The sequence below is a fragment of the Bradyrhizobium sp. UFLA06-24 genome, assembly GCF_054967145.1.
The window spans coordinates 53082-68100 of sequence record NZ_JADFUE010000038.1 but is presented as its reverse complement, the minus strand read 5'-3'; the positions used below and the strand labels follow the sequence as shown (position 1 = coordinate 68100).

Annotated in this window: 16 protein-coding genes; 7 read left to right on the top strand and 9 right to left on the bottom strand. The window is 65.7% G+C overall.

The features are described from left to right. On the top strand, positions 1-202 hold a 202-nt coding region (locus IF809_RS26170), incomplete at its 5' end, for a TetR/AcrR family transcriptional regulator C-terminal domain-containing protein (RefSeq protein ID WP_462838952.1). A gap of 56 nt (positions 203-258) precedes the next feature. Beyond that, positions 259-600 (top strand): DUF6665 family protein, encoded by a 342-nt coding sequence (locus IF809_RS26165; protein ID WP_462838951.1) that lies wholly within the window; start codon positions 259-261, stop codon positions 598-600. A 219-nt stretch (positions 601-819) separates the two neighbouring features. Here the strand turns inward: IF809_RS26165 and IF809_RS26160 are convergent, their stop codons facing one another. Beyond that, a complete protein-coding gene (locus IF809_RS26160; protein WP_462838950.1) occupies positions 820-2025 on the bottom strand; it encodes an extensin-like domain-containing protein in 1206 nt (401 codons plus the stop codon). A gap of 193 nt (positions 2026-2218) precedes the next feature. Between IF809_RS26160 and IF809_RS26155 the strand changes: the two genes are divergently transcribed. Beyond that, on the top strand, positions 2219-3016 hold the full coding sequence (locus IF809_RS26155; protein ID WP_128964673.1) for a DUF2147 domain-containing protein: 798 nt from the start codon (positions 2219-2221) through the stop codon (positions 3014-3016). A 178-nt stretch (positions 3017-3194) separates the two neighbouring features. Beyond that, positions 3195-4655 carry a FecR family protein gene (locus tag IF809_RS26150; protein ID WP_462838953.1) on the top strand — a complete coding sequence of 487 codons (1461 nt, stop codon included), beginning with the start codon at positions 3195-3197 and terminating at the stop codon, positions 4653-4655. 123 nt (positions 4656-4778) lie between these two features. On the opposite strand, the gene IF809_RS26145 is transcribed toward IF809_RS26150, so the two are convergent. Further along, positions 4779-5342, bottom strand: coding sequence for an NUDIX hydrolase (locus IF809_RS26145; protein WP_462838949.1), 564 nt, complete (start codon positions 5340-5342; stop codon positions 4779-4781). Between the two features lie 20 nt (positions 5343-5362). After that, positions 5363-6271, bottom strand: coding sequence for an archaetidylserine decarboxylase (gene asd / locus IF809_RS26140; protein ID WP_462838948.1), 909 nt, complete (start codon positions 6269-6271; stop codon positions 5363-5365). 35 nt (positions 6272-6306) lie between these two features. On the opposite strand from asd, the gene IF809_RS26135 reads away from it, so the two are divergent. Then, positions 6307-7971, top strand: coding sequence for an aminotransferase class III-fold pyridoxal phosphate-dependent enzyme (locus tag IF809_RS26135; RefSeq protein ID WP_462838947.1), 1665 nt, complete (start codon positions 6307-6309; stop codon positions 7969-7971). Positions 7972-8279: 308 nt separating this feature from the next. Here IF809_RS26135 and IF809_RS26130 read toward each other — a convergent pair whose 3' ends face one another. The 3 genes from IF809_RS26130 to IF809_RS26120 form a co-directional block, all read right to left on the bottom strand. After that, positions 8280-8939: a hypothetical protein gene (locus IF809_RS26130; RefSeq protein WP_462838946.1), complete on the bottom strand. Its 660-nt coding sequence runs from the start codon at positions 8937-8939 to the stop codon at positions 8280-8282. Between the two features lie 120 nt (positions 8940-9059). Continuing rightward, the gene (locus IF809_RS26125; RefSeq protein ID WP_128964667.1) at positions 9060-9749 is read right to left on the bottom strand and encodes a class I SAM-dependent methyltransferase; all 690 of its coding nucleotides are present in this window, start codon (positions 9747-9749) and stop codon (positions 9060-9062) included. A 32-nt stretch (positions 9750-9781) separates the two neighbouring features. Further along, positions 9782-10834 (bottom strand): glycosyltransferase family 4 protein, encoded by a 1053-nt coding sequence (locus tag IF809_RS26120; RefSeq protein WP_462838945.1) that lies wholly within the window; start codon positions 10832-10834, stop codon positions 9782-9784. Positions 10835-11106: 272 nt separating this feature from the next. Here IF809_RS26120 and IF809_RS26115 point away from each other — a divergent pair, with 272 nt between their 5' ends. Continuing rightward, the gene (locus tag IF809_RS26115; protein ID WP_462838944.1) at positions 11107-11802 is read left to right on the top strand and encodes a L,D-transpeptidase; all 696 of its coding nucleotides are present in this window, start codon (positions 11107-11109) and stop codon (positions 11800-11802) included. A gap of 79 nt (positions 11803-11881) precedes the next feature. Here IF809_RS26115 and pcaB read toward each other — a convergent pair whose 3' ends face one another. Next, positions 11882-13222: a 3-carboxy-cis,cis-muconate cycloisomerase gene (pcaB, locus tag IF809_RS26110; RefSeq protein WP_462838943.1), complete on the bottom strand. Its 1341-nt coding sequence runs from the start codon at positions 13220-13222 to the stop codon at positions 11882-11884. A 106-nt stretch (positions 13223-13328) separates the two neighbouring features. Between pcaB and IF809_RS26105 the strand changes: the two genes are divergently transcribed. Continuing rightward, entirely contained in the window at positions 13329-13844 is a 516-nt protein-coding gene (locus IF809_RS26105; protein ID WP_453995949.1) for a GNAT family N-acetyltransferase, read from the top strand. A gap of 54 nt (positions 13845-13898) precedes the next feature. Here the strand turns inward: IF809_RS26105 and IF809_RS26100 are convergent, their stop codons facing one another. Both IF809_RS26100 and IF809_RS26095 read right to left on the bottom strand, forming a co-directional pair. Continuing rightward, the gene (locus IF809_RS26100; RefSeq protein ID WP_128964662.1) at positions 13899-14159 is read right to left on the bottom strand and encodes a hypothetical protein; all 261 of its coding nucleotides are present in this window, start codon (positions 14157-14159) and stop codon (positions 13899-13901) included. Further along, on the bottom strand, positions 14156-14941 hold the full coding sequence (locus tag IF809_RS26095; RefSeq protein WP_128964661.1) for a DUF899 domain-containing protein: 786 nt from the start codon (positions 14939-14941) through the stop codon (positions 14156-14158). Before IF809_RS26095 ends, IF809_RS26100 begins: the two co-directional genes overlap by 4 nt. Between the last annotated feature and the right edge of the window lie 78 nt (positions 14942-15019).

Sequence of the window (15019 nt, the reverse complement as noted above, 5' to 3'; positions counted from 1 at the left end):
ATATCTCAAAGCCCATGTCGCCTCGGGCGATCTCGAGATCGACGATTGCGACCTCGCCGCCTCGCAGTTTATGGAACTGTGCAAGGCCTCGCTGTTCCTGCCGCTCATCTTCCAGGCCGCCTCGCCGCCATCGGAACAGCGCATGAGGGAAGTCGTCGACAGCGCGACGCGGATGTTCCTGGCCGCCTACAAGGCAAAGTAACGGCAGCCCGGACCCCGCGTTGCGCGTCCGGGACACGCGCCATTATATTGAGCGCTATGTCCCGTGATCTTCGCCCGCCGGTCGATATCCTCCACTACGAGCTTGTCCAGGAACAGGCCTCGGCGCTTGGACGAATGGGCCGCACGCTCGAACAGGCGCTGGTCCAATTGCGCGACTTCGACGCGGCCCATCCACGCCTGGAAATGCCGGCCTCGCTGCAATCGGCAAGACGGAAGCTGGTGATGGAAGCCGGCCAGGCGCTCTGGATGTTCGTCGTCCAACGCGAGGCAACCGGCCTGCGCGACAGCCGCCACATCATGCGGACCTACAACGTCCCGGCCGAAGTGCAGCTGTGCATGGGGCTGGCGCCGGCATCGTCGAAGCCGAGCACGAGATGATGGCTTAGTCTAGCCCCGCCAAGGGTAGCAGATGACGTCGTCGGCTATCAGGAATCTCTGTCTCTCCTCGTCATTGCGAGGAGCTCTTGCGACGAAGCAATCCAGGCTGCCGCCGCGGTGACAATCTGGATTGCTTCGCGGAGCCTGTCATCGGGCCGCGCTTCGGGCGGGCCCGTTGGCGCGCAATGACGACGGAGGACAATTCTCGCAAGACTATTGTCAGTCGTCCGAGAACTCGTCTTCCTCGTTGATCTTGTCGCGCTTGCTTTTGTGCGTGCCGAGCGAGCCGGTCACGTAGGGATCGCGCGAGTTCGCATAGGGATTGCGCCGCTGGGCGCGTCCGGCAACCTCTTCGCCGGAGACTGCGGCCGGCTGGCAGATCCGCCGGCGGCTGGCGCGGCGCATCAGATCGACGTGGATATGATCGTAGTGATAGACGTTCGAGCCTGGCGCGAGCACGGTGGTGAAATGCGCGCACGCGCCCGACTGCACGTCGCGCAAAAATCCCTGCTCTTCCGGCATGCCGTGCCAGCCGTCCTTCACGGTGATGCGGCGGCCGTCAGCGAGCACGAAGGCGGCGACGTCGAGCGCGTTGCCGAAGGCGTGCTCGGAAATATGGGCGTGCGGATTGCCGTTCATGCCGCGGCAGGAATAGGCGGAGATCTGCTTGATCTCGACCACACGGGCGCCGAACCAGCGCATCGCCGAAGGCTGCACGCTGTCGGCAAGCCAGCGGTCGAGTTCGGAGACGATCGGACAAGCAAGCGTCGCCGTCGGCTTGATCGCGACGGGACCGACGGCGGCGACGGGATTGCCTTGGGCAGGACCGAGCCGCGGCAGCGGCTGCTGCGCCGGCGCCTGCGAATACGGAGCCTGCGAATACGGCGCCGGCCGCGCCGGATAGCTCGGCGCGTTCATGTAGCGCGCCGCACCTGCGGCATCCGTGCCCTCTGGCGGCAGGTCGATCTCGTCGTCCTGCGGCGCCACGCCGGGCGCATTGAGCGACACCGGGCCTGACGAGGCGCCATAGCCGGTGGGCTGGCGCACCGCGCTTTCAGGGTAGTTCGACCGCTGCGGATAGCCGGGTGCCGGATAATTCGATTGCGGCTGGTTCACCGGCCAGCGCGGCTGATTGCCGATCGTGCCGGGCGGGCGCAGCTCCTCGTCGGCAAAGCCATAGCTGCTCGAGGCTTCACCCAGGGCGGCGACTTTCAGCGGAAACTCGGCGCCACACATTCCGGGGCCGGAGATCGGCTCGACCCGGACGATGTCGGCGCTCTCTTTCACGGCGCCCGATTTCAGGCACGCCGCTTCGGCCTCGGCCCGCCACGGTTCACGTTCGGCCTGGAACCAGCCGCGTCCGCAACCCGCAAGCGAAACAAGGACGATGGAGCCGACGAGATACAAACGAACTCCGCGCGTCATGCGCGCACGTTCGGTGAATTTACTTAAAGACTCTTCAACACGTTGATTTCAGCCTTTCTTAACCATGCCGGGCTCGGGCAGCCGTTGTGAGGTCCATCACAGAACGCCCGATAGCGCCGGCATAAGGTCGAACCACATCCGGTCCGCGACCGACTTCAGTCCAGCTCGGACCCACGCCATTTCGGAGATTGTCATGAACAAGCTCAGCATCGCCGCCGCCGCGCTCTTCCTGGCCTCGACCGCCGCCGCGCATGCCGGCAATTCGCTCTCGTTCCAGATCGAGGGCCAGCGCATCCGCATCGAGACGCCGCGCAATTGCGCCTCGCTCGATTGCGTCACCATCGTGGCGCCCGGCCTGTCGGACAAGCCGATCAAGCTGAACAACATCAATCTCAACGGCCTTGGCGGCTCCAGGAACGACGACACCACGCCGTCGACGACGACGGCACAGCCCGCGCCCGCTCCGGTGCAGCAGCAGCCCGTGGCGCAGGCGCCGGTGCCTGGCCCCGCTCCGGCAGCGCCGACCGCTGCCCCCGCTCCGGCAAATGTTGCTGCCGCGCCGCCCCTCGACACGACCGTGCCGCCGGCGCCGGTTGCAGCTCCCGCTCCGGTTGTCGCGCCCGCGCCGGTTGCCGCGGCGCCCGCCTATACGCCGCCGCCCGCTCCGGCGCCTGTCGCGCCCGTGCAGGCCGCGCCCGTGCAGGCCGCGAATACACCGATCGGCGTCTGGGCCACCGAGGAGAACAAAGGCAATGTTCGCGTCGAACAGTGCGGCACCAATCTCTGCGGCTATGCCGAGAAAACCAATGAGCGGATCCTGATCAACATGAAGCCCGATGGCGCCAAGTGGAGCGGCCGCATCCACGACCCCAACTCCGGCCGCAACTACGACTCGACCATCGCCATGAAAGGTCCGAACGCGATGCGCGTGCAGGGCTGCGCCTTCGGCGGCCTGTTCTGCGGCGGCCAGACCTGGAAGCGGGTGAGCTGACGCCGCCGCTGGCAAGCGTTCTTGTTCTCATGATGGCGCCACGTCCTTGATATCGGGACGTGGCGTTTGAACGTCCGCCCGTCCCATGCGACACACGTTCATCCGCCATTCAGCCATATCAGGCTGATATCGGCTGACCTCGCCTCGCGTTCTCACCGGGACCTCATTCGTGGATTTGATGGTGGCTTGGCGCCGCATCGTGTTCGCTTTGCCGCTGCTGGCGCTGCCGCTGGCGGGCGCGGACCGCGCGTGCGCATCCGACGCAGTCGAGCTCGCGCAAGCCCAACTACAAGCTCAAGTACAAGCTCAGCCGCAAGCGCAGCCGACGCCCGCGCCCTCCCCGGCGCCATCGGCCTCGCCCGCACCGGCCACCGACGCCCAACCCGCCGCTGTGGAGCCGATCGGCAACGTCGCGACCGTGACGGGAATCGCGACCGTGATCCGCGACAAGAACTCCTATCCGCTGAAGGTGCGCGACGACATCTATCTCAACGACGTCGTCCAGACGTCCTCGAACTCCTCGCTCGGCATCACCTTCAACGACGCCACCACGTTCAATCTTTCCGCCGGCTCCAAGATCACCATCGACAACTACGTCTATGAAGACGGCGGCAAGCAGAATTCGGCGATCTTCGACATCGGCAAGGGCACCGTCGCCTTCGTTGCCGCGGCCGTGGCGAAGACCGGCGACATGAAGATCGCAACCCCGACCGCGACCCTCGGCATTCGCGGCACCACCGGCGTCGTCGACGTGCCCGAGGGCGCGGCCGCGAGCAGCGCCAACAACGTCAACATCAAGCTCTATCCCGACGCCGATGGCCGGGTCGGCCATATCGAGGTCAACGACCGCACCAGCGGCACGCGGCTCGGCTCGCTGACGCAAGCCGCGAGCGGCTTTGCGATCCGGCCGGGCGCGGGCGGCCCAGCCGGCATGCGCTTCGCCGCGGTGCCGATCACGATTCCACCGCAGCAGATTGCGCGCGACCGCGGCTTCGTCAGCCAGGTGCATGCGGCGCAGACCACGGGTCGCCAGATCGTCACCGAGCAGCGCGACTTCCGCCGGACCAATCCGGCTGCGGTCAGTCGCATCCCACGCCCGGCGCAGCCGCCCCAGCAACAGCAATTGCGTCCGGCGACGACGCCGAACCAGCAGCCGCAGCGGCCGAACGGTCAGCCGGCTCAGCCGGGCCAGAACAACCGTCCGGGTCAGCAGCCGCCCGGCGCGCAGACACCGGGCCGGCAAGGCGGCGCCGTGCAACCGGGCACGCCGCGCGCGGGCCAAGGTCCGCAGCAACATGGTCCGCAGCGACCCGGCCTGCGGCAGAGTCCGGGACTACCGGCTGCTCCGCCGCGCAGCGGACAAGGCACGCAGCCCGGCGCGACGCCGCAGACCCAGCCACCGCGCGGCGGACAACCTCCGCAGCGGCCAGGCGCGGTCACGCCTCAGCCAGGCATGACGCCACCGCCGCAAGCGCCGCGCACCGGACTGCAGCCCGGCCCGCAGCCGGCCGTCCAGCCGCAACAAGGCGGCGTCCAGCGCCAGCCCGGCCTGCAGCAGCGCCTGCCCGGCGTCCAACGCCCCGTCGTGCCGCGCAGACCTGCGCCGGCTCCGGCGCCGAGGGAAAAGAAGCGGCAGTAGTTGGAAGGGCGCGCCTCCCCTCCGTCGTTGCGGAAGCAGCGATGTATCGGAGTCGGGCAAAGCGCAGCGTGCCCACCACTTTCTCGGCAATGACGGCGTAGAGAGAGAGACGAATGGGAAAGCTCACGCCTCGCCGCGCAGCCAGGCTCGGACCTTCTGCAACAGGCCATGCCTGAGTTCGTCGACCGAGGCGGCTTCGGCGGGAGTCAACGTCTGCAAGGCGGCATCGATATCATCGGCCGCCAGCGTCGGCGTCGGCTCAGTCGCAATCGGAAGCCCCGCCGCCGCGATCGCGATCGGGCCGACCTGGGTGAGGAACGCACGCTCATATTCGCGCGACAGGCGCGCAAGCGCATCGTCCAGCGTCAGCCAGTCGACCGCCTTGATGTCGCTCATCAGCTTGCGGACGGGGCCGCCCTCGGCTTCCATCCGCCAGAAGTGCACGACCTTCGAGCGCCCACCCGACTGGTAGACCAGCGTGCCCAGGAATTCGTGCATGGCGACGTCGTGGCCGGTCTCCTCCAGCACCTCGCGGTGGGCGGCCTGTTTCGGCGTCTCGCCGTCGTCGAGCTTGCCCTTGGGCAGCACCCATTCGTTGCGCTTGCGCTGTCGCACGACGGCAATCAGCGGCGCCTCGCCACGCCGCAGCACGATCCCACCCGCCGCCATTACCGGCGTCCGCACCATCACAGATCCCGTCGTATCGTCTAGCCGTCCCCGCCAACGATATAGCCGCAACCCGCGGCGGAATGAAGACTCCGCCGAAGCAGGGCCTGACCTGCGCGAATGCGCGTCCCCTCGGTGATCCCCTCACAGAATGAAAAGTCGCCGGGCGCGAGGATGATGATGGTCGAGCCGTGTTCGAACCAGCCGAGCTCCTCGCCCTTGGCCACGTTGACGTCGCAGGGGAAATTGACCGGTCCCCTGGTCTGCGCGTTCAGCACCGTGTCGAGGAAGTGCAGCCGGATGCTCGCAACCAGGATCGCGGCGACCGGCACCAGCGTCACCGCTTCGCCGGTCGACAACCGCGTGCGGATCACCGCGCGCTCGTTCTTGCAGAACAGGCGTTCGACCCTCTTCAAGGCGATCGGGTTGACGTTCCAGACGTCGCCGTGGATCAGCGTGACGCGCTCGATATGCGCATCATAAGGCGCATGGAAGCGATGATACATGCTCGAGGTCAGCCGCAGCGTGACGAAGCTGCCATCGCGATGCTGCTCGACGAGGGCGGGATCGCCGAGCAGATCGAGCAGCGAATAGGGCGCGCCCTTGACCTGGAACAACTCGGTGTCGGCGATGCGGCCGTGGGCGCCGACGATGCCGTCGGAGGGGCTCGCGACAACCGAAGGGTCGGAATCAAAAGGTCGCAGGCCCGGCTTCAGCTCGCGCGTGAAACAGTCGTGCAGGCTGTTGAAATGGTCTTTCTTCGCCTCCGAGAGGTCGAGGTCGGAGAACAGCTTCCAGAGTGCGATGGAGAAATCGCGCACCAGCGGATTCTCGATCTTGGAGAACCAGCCCATGAAGCGGGTCAGGCCCGCGCGAGGGATGCGGTTGGTCAGCAGGAAATTGAGGTCTTCCTGCTGGGTGAAAGAGGCGATGAGGGCTTTGACTGTCATGAATCTGTCAGCTCACAGTATTAGCGCTTGTTGTCATGGAAACGACACTCCCGATTCTCTCGATGTCCGTGGCCGCCGCAGCATCCGCTGCCGCCGTCCTCCCGAAGATCAAGGCGCGGGTCGAACTGTCCCGCGCCAAGCACCGCTCGCTCGCCGGCCACTCCAAGATGTCGCGCCGGGTGGCAAAGCTGCTGCCCTTCTACGAGTTCGACGGCGACAGATATTTCGGCTGTGACGACGCGCCCGCGAATGTGGTGAAGCAGCGCAAGGACGGCTTCTTTCGTCTCGCCGGCCTCTACGCCGAGCGTTATCCCAAGGGCCGCGCGATGACGAAGGAAGCGGCCGAGACGATCTCCGACCTCAACTTCACCGAAAGCTACCGCGTGCCGTTCCAGTTCTCGCGCCTCGTCCGCGAGCATCTGGGCACCTCGACCTTCATGGAATCCTCGAGCGGCGTCACCGTGACCGATGTCGACGGCAACATTTCGTACGACCTCACCGGGTCCTACGGCGTCAACATCTTCGGCAACGACTTCTACAAGGAATGCATCGAGGGCTCCGAGAAGCGCGCGCATGCGCTCGGCCCAGTGCTCGGCCCCTACCACCCCGTCATTCTCGAAAACGTGCAGCGGCTCTGCAAGATCTCGGGTCTCGACGAGGTCTCGTTCCACATGTCCGGCACCGAGGCCGTGATGCAGGCGGTGCGGCTGGCGCGCTACCACACCAAGCGCACGCACCTTGTCCGTTTCGCCGGCGCCTATCACGGCTGGTGGGGCGACGTGCAGCCCGGCGTCGGCAATCCGATTCCCGCGCATGAAACCTACACCCTCTCCGAGATGTCGGAGAAGACCCTGCATGTGCTGAAGACGCGCAAGGACATCGCCTGCGTGCTGGTCAATCCGCTGCAAGGCCTCCATCCGAACGTCAACGCGCCCGGCGATTCCTCGCTGGTGGATTCCTCCCGTGGCGGCAATTTTGATCGCGCGGCTTACACGGCGTGGCTGAAGAAGCTGCGCGAGGTCTGCGACCAGCGCGGCATCGTGCTGATCTTCGACGAGGTGTTCGTCGGCTTCCGTCTCGCCGCCGGCGGCGCCCAGGAATATTTCGGCGTCAAGGCCGACATGGTGACTTACGGCAAGAGCCTCGCCGGCGGCCTGCCGGTCGGCGTGGTCTGCGGCAAGCGCGAATTGATGCGTCGCTTCCGCGACGATCGTCCCGCCGACATCTGCTTCGCGCGCGGCACCTTCAACTCGCATCCCTACGTCATGACGGCGATGGACGAGTTCTTGAGCCGGCTGGCCAGCCCGAACTTCCGCGCCATCTATGACGGCCTCGACGCGACCTGGAACGGTCGCGTCCAGAAGCTCAACCAGATGATGAGCGATGCCGACCTGCCGGTGCGGTTCGCCAACTTCTCGTCGATTTGGACGGTGAAATACACCATTCCGTCGCGCTATAACTGGATGCTGCAATATTACCTGCGCGCCGAGGGCCTGGCGTTGAGCTGGGTTGGCACCGGCCGGCTGATCTTCAGCCTCAACTACACCGACGCCGATTTCGCTGAGGTCGCCGACCGCTTCGTCCGCGCGGCCGGGAAGATGAAGGCTGACGGTTTCTGGTGGCACGACGGCGCGCTCACCAACAAGACCATCAAGCGGCAGATCTTGAAAGAGATGCTGGCCAAACGATTTGGTCGCTGAGGCTCTTCCCTCCACCACAACCGTCATTCCGGGGCGAGCTCTCTCCTCCCCCTCTCCTCGCTTGCGGGGAGAGGGTTGGGGTGAGGGGGACTCTCCGCAGGCTCGGTGAGAATTGGCGGACGCCCCACTAGCAACGCCCGCGCGGAGAGCCCCCCTCACCCGCCGCGCTACGCGCGTCGGCCTCTCCCCGCACGCGAGGAGAGGCGAAGGAGCCGCCGCAGCGACAGCCTCCAACACGTAGATGCCCGGGACGAGCCCGGGCGTGAGGTAACCATCAGACATCGGGATGTTTAGTGAGACCAGCGCGCTCAGGCGTGCTGCTCTTCGAGCACGGGCTCGGCAATCAGGCCGAGCGTGTGTTCCGGGTTGAGATGCAGGCCGGGATCCATCAGTTCGCCGCGCATCAACGCGAGCGGCGCACTCCGATAGAGCATCAGATCGTGGAACGGGTCGGTCAGGATCTTGGTCATCCAGACGAGGCCGGTCTCGACGTCGCGGATGAAGAACAGATGCACGGTGCGGAACAGAAGGCCGCCCCCGCCGACCACGAGCCAGATCTTGGCAACCTGCCGCATGAAGTCGGTCGCGCTCGCCCAGGGCGTGAACAGGCCGAACAGCGTGGGATCGGCAAACAGCACCAGGGGCGAAGCCGCCCAGATCGCCATCAGCACCACCTTGCGCTGAAGATTGTAGCCGACCTTGATCTCTTCCTTGTATTCGTGCGTCGCCTGGTTGATGTGGTCGTAATCGTGCGGCTCGAAGAAGAAGTGACCGGCCTGGCGCGAGGTCATCGAGACCAGCCAGCCCACCAGCGCCGAGATCACGGGATCGACGAACAGCCAGACATAGGCGAAGAGAAAGCTCAGCGCGCTGACGAAGTGCAGGCTCTGATTGATGCGGCTGTGGTGATAGTAGCGATGGTCGTCCCAGCGCTGGATCCGCAGCTGCTCGAGATAATTCTTGATCATGCTCTCCCCCAAAATGCTTCGGGTTCAGGATTTACAGAGATTCGATGTACGCGGTGTGACATCATCATTTTGTCATGTGACGGTGCGCAGCGACGCGGCGACGCACGCACATGAGCGCGATCAGGCCGCCTTGGCGATCTCGATCTTGCGGAAGCGCACCAGCGAGAAATGGCCGAGCGGCGGAATCAGGCGACGCTCGGCAAGTTCGATCCCCTTCGCGCCGGCGAGCCATTTGGCATAGCGCGACCAGGCGAACTCGGCGGTGCGGAAGCCGAGCGGACGCACCACCGGCTGGAGCTTCTGCTCGATGAACCGGCGCATGCCGGTGTCGGCGCTGACGCGGGTGAGAATGATCAGCTCGCCGCCCGGCCGCAGCACGCGGGCGAATTCGTCGAGCGCCTTCTCCGGATTCGGCACGGCGGTGACGACGTACTGCGCCATCACGACGTCGAAGGAATTGTCGGGGAATTCGAGCTTCTCGGCATCCATCACCGCGAGGCCCTCCACATTCTTCAAATTGCCCTCCTTGACGCGGCGGCGCGCCTTGTCGAGCATCGCGTCCGAAATGTCGGTGCCGAAGATGCGCAGGTTCGGGGCGTAGAGCGGCAGCGAGATGCCGGTGCCGACGCCGACCTCGAGCACACGCCCGCCGATCTTGTTGGTCGCTGCGATCGCCGCCTGCCGGCCCTTGGCGAACACACCGCCGAACACGAGATCGTAGACCGGCGCCCAGCGATCATAGGCCTGCTCGACGGAGCCACGGGTGAGGTCGAGCTGCTGGGTGCCGTCAAGGTTCATGATCTTAGCCATCGATGAGGTTCTCGCTGTGGGTCAAATATGAATCAACCGCGCACCGGCCGCCGCGCCATCCGAGGCGAGGCGCGCAAGGCGCGGCTGGGCTGAAGTGAGGTGAGATTGCCGACGAACTGGCGCGCACTGTTCTCCCAGGAGCGCTCCAGCGCGAAGCTGCGGCAGGTCTCGCGCGACATGGTGAGTGCGCGCAGGCACGCGGCGCGCAGATCATCGTCGATTGCGCCGATGGGATGGTCGGCGATGACGTCCTTCGGACCCGTGACCGGAAACGCCGCAACCGGCGTGCCGCAGGCGAGCGCTTCGAGCTGCACCACGCCGAAGGTGTCGGTGAGGCTCGGAAACACGAAGACGTCGGCGGCGGCGAGATGGGCGGTGAGATCCGCGCCCTTCTTTTCGCCGAGGAAAACGGCATCGGGATATTTCTTCTCGAGCGCCGCCTTCTGCGGACCGTCGCCGACGACGACCTTGGTGCCGTGCAGATCGAGCGCGAGGAACGCCTCGAGATTCTTCTCCACCGCAACGCGGCCCATGGTCATGAAGATCGGACGCGGCAGGTCGAGGGGCGCAGCGCCATCTGGATGAAACAGCTCGGTGTCGACGCCGCGCGTCCAGAAGCCGAGCCGCTTGAAGCCGCGGCCTGCGAGCTCCTGACGCAGCGACGGGGTCGCCACCATGGTCATTGCGGCGGCATCATGGAAGTGGCGCAGCACGGCATAGCCGATGGCGACCGGAAGACCCGTCCGCACTGAAATGTATTCCGGAAAGCGCGTTGTGTAGGAGGTGGTGAAGGCGAGCCGGTTGCGGCGGCAATAGGCCCGGGCAGCCCAGCCGATCGGGCCTTCGGTGGCGATATGCAGAGCGTCCGGCGCGCACTTCTCGATCCGCCGCGCGATCTCCTTCGCCGAGGGCAGCGCGATGCGCAGGCCCGGATAGGTCGGCAGCGGCCACGACCGGAAGCCGTCGGGCGTCAGGAAGTCGATCTCGACATCGAGGGCCTTGGCCGCGTTCGCCAGCGAGGTCAGCGTGCGCACCACACCATTGACCTGCGGATGCCAGGCGTCAGTCGCGATTAATACCCGCATGGGGAAATCCCGAGAGTTTGATGATTCTCAGGCACCGACCATCAACGAAGGATATTTCAGGCGTGTGACGTCACAGAAGTGTCGGCCCGTTGTTTTGTTCGTTAACGGCCCCCTGCGGCCACGAAACTGTCATGAAACAATCCTTTCCGCGACGAAACCGTTTTCGGTTTTCCGCGGAAACGTCCCGAAACCTTTTGCCGCTAGGAGTTTAGGCAACGGAGCACCGAAAGGGTGCCGGGTGACAGAGAACACCGAGCAAACAGGGGCGACCAATGTTCAAGCTGGACACGATGAAGACGTTCTCGCGCGCCGTTGCCGTCAGCGCAGTGGCCGTTGCCGCAATCGCATTCGCAGGACCGGCCAAGGCCGCGCCCGTGCAGCTCTTCCCGTTCTTCCCGCCGCTGACCGCGCCGCAGCCTCTTCAGCCATATCAGCCCTATCAGGCTCCGGCCTACCAGACCGCGCCGTCAGAGGATCAGGACTCCGTCGAGACACCGGCCCGCTTCCGCCGCCAGACCGTCTCCTACGCGACGCGCGAGGCGCCGGGCACCATCATCATCGATACGCCCAACACCTATCTCTATTATGTGCTCGGAGGCGGCCAGGCGATCCGCTACGGCATCGGCGTCGGCCGCGACGGCTTCACCTGGTCGGGCACCCAGTCGGTGACCAAGAAGGCCGAGTGGCCGGATTGGACCCCGCCGCCGGAAATGATCCAGCGCCAGCCTTATCTGCCGCGCCACATGGCCGGCGGGCCCGGCAACCCGCTGGGAGCCCGCGCCATGTATCTCGGCGGCACCGTCTACCGCATCCACGGCACCAACGCCCCCGACACGATCGGCAAGCACGTCTCGTCCGGCTGCATCCGCCTGACCAATGACGACGTCTCCGACCTCTACTCCCGCGTCAGCGTCGGCACCAAGGTGATCGTGCTGCCGATGACCGAGCGCCGCGCCGAGCTGAGGTAAGGCGACGCTGTAAACTTGCTTTGAACGTAAAAGGCCCCGGTGACGCCGGGGCCTTTTCGTTTCAGGAGAAACGATAACATTAGCCGCCCAGCACGCGATCGACCATCCGGCCGGAGAGTCCGAGATAATTGGCGGGATCGCAATGGCGGCGGATGGCGTCGACCCCGCCGAGCGCGGCGACGATCTCCGGCACGCCCGACAGGATATCGGCGAGATCGCCGCCCTGCTCGATCGCCTTGCGGCAGGCATCGTAGACGACGTCATGCGCACGTTGCCGTCCGAGCTTCGGCGCCGCCGCCATCATCACGGCTTCGGCGACGATCAGGCCGTGGGTCAGGCCGAGATTGGCGCGCATGCGGTTTTCATGCACGACGAGGCCGGCCAGCATGAACTTGGCGTTCGCCAGCGAGGACGCGGTGAGCAGAAAGCTCTCCGGCAGCGACACCCATTCGAGATGCCAGGGGCCGGTGGCGCGCTCGAAATCGTGGATCATGCCGTCGAGCATGGTGGCGACGTGCTGGCGCACGGCCTTGGCGGCGGCGAGCATCAATTCGCTGGAGATCGGGTTGCGCTTCTGCGGCATGGTGGAGGACGCGCCACGCCCGTGCACGAAGGGTTCGGACAACTCGCCGAATTCGGTCGCGCACATCAGCATCACGTCTGTGGCGATCTTGCCAAGCGTTCCCGTGATCAGCCCGAGCAGCGTCACCGCCTCCGCGATGCCGTCGCGCGCGACGTGCCAGGTGATCGGCGGTTGACGCAGGCCGAGCTCCTCGCAGAACAGGCGCTGCATCTCGAGGCCCCCCTCGCCGACCGACGCGAGCGTGCCGGCGGCGCCGGAGAACTCGCCGAGCAGGATGCGCGGCCGCGCCTGGTCGACACGTTCGATATGCCGGTCGATCGAGGACAGCCAGATCGCGACCTTGTAGCCGAAGGTCACCGGCAGCGCCTGCTGCAGATGGGTGCGGCCGGCCATCGGCGTGTCGCGGTGTTTGCGAGCGAGATCGGCGAGAATGGTGCTCAACTCCCTGAGGTCGCGCGCCACGATGTCGAGCGCGGCGCGGATCTGGAGCACGTTGGCGGTGTCCATGATGTCCTGCGTGGTCGCGCCCCAATGCACGTAGCGGCCGGCTTCGCCGGCGGCCTCGGACAATTGATGCACCAGCGGCAGGATCGGATAGCCGACGATCTCGGTCTCGCGGCGCAGCTTGTCGAAATCGAGCTTGATGCTGCGCGAGGCGGCATCGATGGCGGCCGCCGCGTCCTTCGGCACCACGCCAGCGCGGCCCTGCGCGCGGGCGAGCGCCGCCTCCGTTTCCAGGTAACGGCCGACCAGGGCTTCGTCGGAAAACACCGCGCGCATCTCGGCCGTGCCGAACATGTCGCGGAACAGCGCGGAATCGAAAACGGTGCTCGCCATGGCGTTTCCCTTGATGTGTCTGTTGCGGTCCATGTACGAACAAAGCTTGCCTGGGCGCAACCCGCATGGTCAGTTCGTTCCGTGAGAGACAACAGGTTTGAGACCCGTGCCGCACGCCACTCTCGATATCAGGCTGCTCACGCGCGCAGACGCTGCGATTTACCGGCGGATTAGGCTGGAGGCGCTCGCCGCGCATCCCGAGGCCTTCGCCAGCACCTTCGCGCGCGAACAGGAAAAGCCTCTCGCCTGGTTCGAGGAGCGCCTCACCATCTCGGACGTGTTCGGCGCCTTCATTGCCGGTGAGCTCGTCGGCGTCGCCGGCTTCTGGCGGCAGGATGGTCCTCAGACCATGCACAAGGCCGATCTGTGGGGCATGTATGTGCGATCATCGGCGGGGAGATCAGGCATCGGCCGGCGTCTCGTCGACACCGTGGTTGCCCATGCCGCAAAGCACGTCGAAAAGCTCCAGCTCTCCGTTGCGAGCCAGAACGAACCGGCGCTCCGCCTCTACAAGGCCGCCGGCTTCGTCGAATATGGCCGCGAGGTGAAGGCGCTGAAGCAGAACGGCCGATATTTCGATGAAGTCCTGATGGAAATGTTCGTCGACGGAAGCGGCAAATAGCGAAGACGGCCCACGCGAGACGAGCGCCGTCTTCGAGTTCTGCCGGTCTCCTGTTTACGCCCGCCGCCCGGGGATCAGCCGCAGCCACGCCGCTGAGTGAAACGCGCTCATCAGGAGATACATCGGCACCATCCCGTCCATCGACAGCCCGTGTCCGGCGTTGCAGAGCATGTCCGCCGAGCCGCCGCTGAAGACGGCTGTCAACACGGCCATCACCGCGAAGGTCGGCGTGGCCGCCAGACCCAGCCATCGGACGAGATGGGATGCGGCCTCGCGGCCATCGCGGCCGACGCCGGCGGGATGGACGTCGCTCACTGCGCACCCGGCGTGCGGAGCGCGATCTCGCCGGCATCCGAGACCTCGACCCACTTCTTGTCGGGCGCCGCGCCATCCTCGTAGCTGTCGTGCCAGTTCCACCATTTGTAGGTCGGCGTCTGCGGATAGCCGGAGGGCGAATCCTCCCAGACCTCCTGGCGGCCGAGCGGTGTGATGTCGAGATAGTTCCAGGTGCCGCCCATCTGCTCGTCGCCGCGGCTCTTGATCAGATAGGTGCGGAAAATACGCTCCCCATCGCGGAAGAAGACGTTGGTGCCGTGCCACTCGCCGACGCCGAAATCGGCATCGAAACTGTCGGTGATGGTGACCCACGGCATGGTCCAGCCCATCCGCGCCTTCAGCCGTGCGATGTCCGCCTGCGGCGCCCGCGAGGCGAACATCAGCGTGGTGTCGCGGGCGTTCAGATGCGAGACATGGGCGACCTGGTCGGCCACCATGGAGCAGCCGCGGCAGGCATGGTCGGGCCAGCCGAACACGCCGGGCTCGAAGAAGGCGCGGTAAACGATCAGCTGGCGCCGGCCCAGGAACAGATCGAGCAGACTGGCCTTGCCCGAGGGCGTCTCGAATGCGTAGGTTTTGTCCACGGCCATCCACGGCATGCGCCGGCGTTCGGCGGCGAGGGCGTCGCGGGCGCGGGTATGCGCCTTTTCCTTCACGAGCAGCTGCTGGCGGGCTGCTTCCCACTCCTGCGCCGACACCACCGGCGGTGTTTGCATGGCAATCTGTCCATTGGTCGCTGCTTTGTTTACTGAATTCATCATGGCTCTCCAGATCTCTCGCTTACCGCCCATTGTCGGCCGCTGGCGATTTCTGGCACCAAGCGGTGGCGCGGTGGGAGT

What these genes read in the sequence shown, in the direction of transcription:
- IF809_RS26165 (WP_462838951.1), top strand. Translation starts at nt 259, where the DNA reads ATGTCCCGTGATCTTCGCCCGCCGGTCGATATCCTCCACTACGAGCTT.
- IF809_RS26160 (WP_462838950.1), bottom strand. Translation starts at nt 2,025, where the DNA reads ATGACGCGCGGAGTTCGTTTGTATCTCGTCGGCTCCATCGTCCTTGTT.
- IF809_RS26155 (WP_128964673.1), top strand. Translation starts at nt 2,219, where the DNA reads ATGAACAAGCTCAGCATCGCCGCCGCCGCGCTCTTCCTGGCCTCGACC.
- IF809_RS26150 (WP_462838953.1), top strand. Translation starts at nt 3,195, where the DNA reads ATGGTGGCTTGGCGCCGCATCGTGTTCGCTTTGCCGCTGCTGGCGCTG.
- IF809_RS26145 (WP_462838949.1), bottom strand. Translation starts at nt 5,342, where the DNA reads ATGGTGCGGACGCCGGTAATGGCGGCGGGTGGGATCGTGCTGCGGCGT.
- asd (WP_462838948.1), bottom strand. Translation starts at nt 6,271, where the DNA reads ATGACAGTCAAAGCCCTCATCGCCTCTTTCACCCAGCAGGAAGACCTC.
- IF809_RS26135 (WP_462838947.1), top strand. Translation starts at nt 6,307, where the DNA reads ATGGAAACGACACTCCCGATTCTCTCGATGTCCGTGGCCGCCGCAGCA.
- IF809_RS26130 (WP_462838946.1), bottom strand. Translation starts at nt 8,939, where the DNA reads ATGATCAAGAATTATCTCGAGCAGCTGCGGATCCAGCGCTGGGACGAC.
- IF809_RS26125 (WP_128964667.1), bottom strand. Translation starts at nt 9,749, where the DNA reads ATGGCTAAGATCATGAACCTTGACGGCACCCAGCAGCTCGACCTCACC.
- IF809_RS26120 (WP_462838945.1), bottom strand. Translation starts at nt 10,834, where the DNA reads ATGCGGGTATTAATCGCGACTGACGCCTGGCATCCGCAGGTCAATGGT.
- IF809_RS26115 (WP_462838944.1), top strand. Translation starts at nt 11,107, where the DNA reads ATGTTCAAGCTGGACACGATGAAGACGTTCTCGCGCGCCGTTGCCGTC.
- pcaB (WP_462838943.1), bottom strand. Translation starts at nt 13,222, where the DNA reads ATGGCGAGCACCGTTTTCGATTCCGCGCTGTTCCGCGACATGTTCGGC.
- IF809_RS26095 (WP_128964661.1), bottom strand. Translation starts at nt 14,941, where the DNA reads ATGATGAATTCAGTAAACAAAGCAGCGACCAATGGACAGATTGCCATG.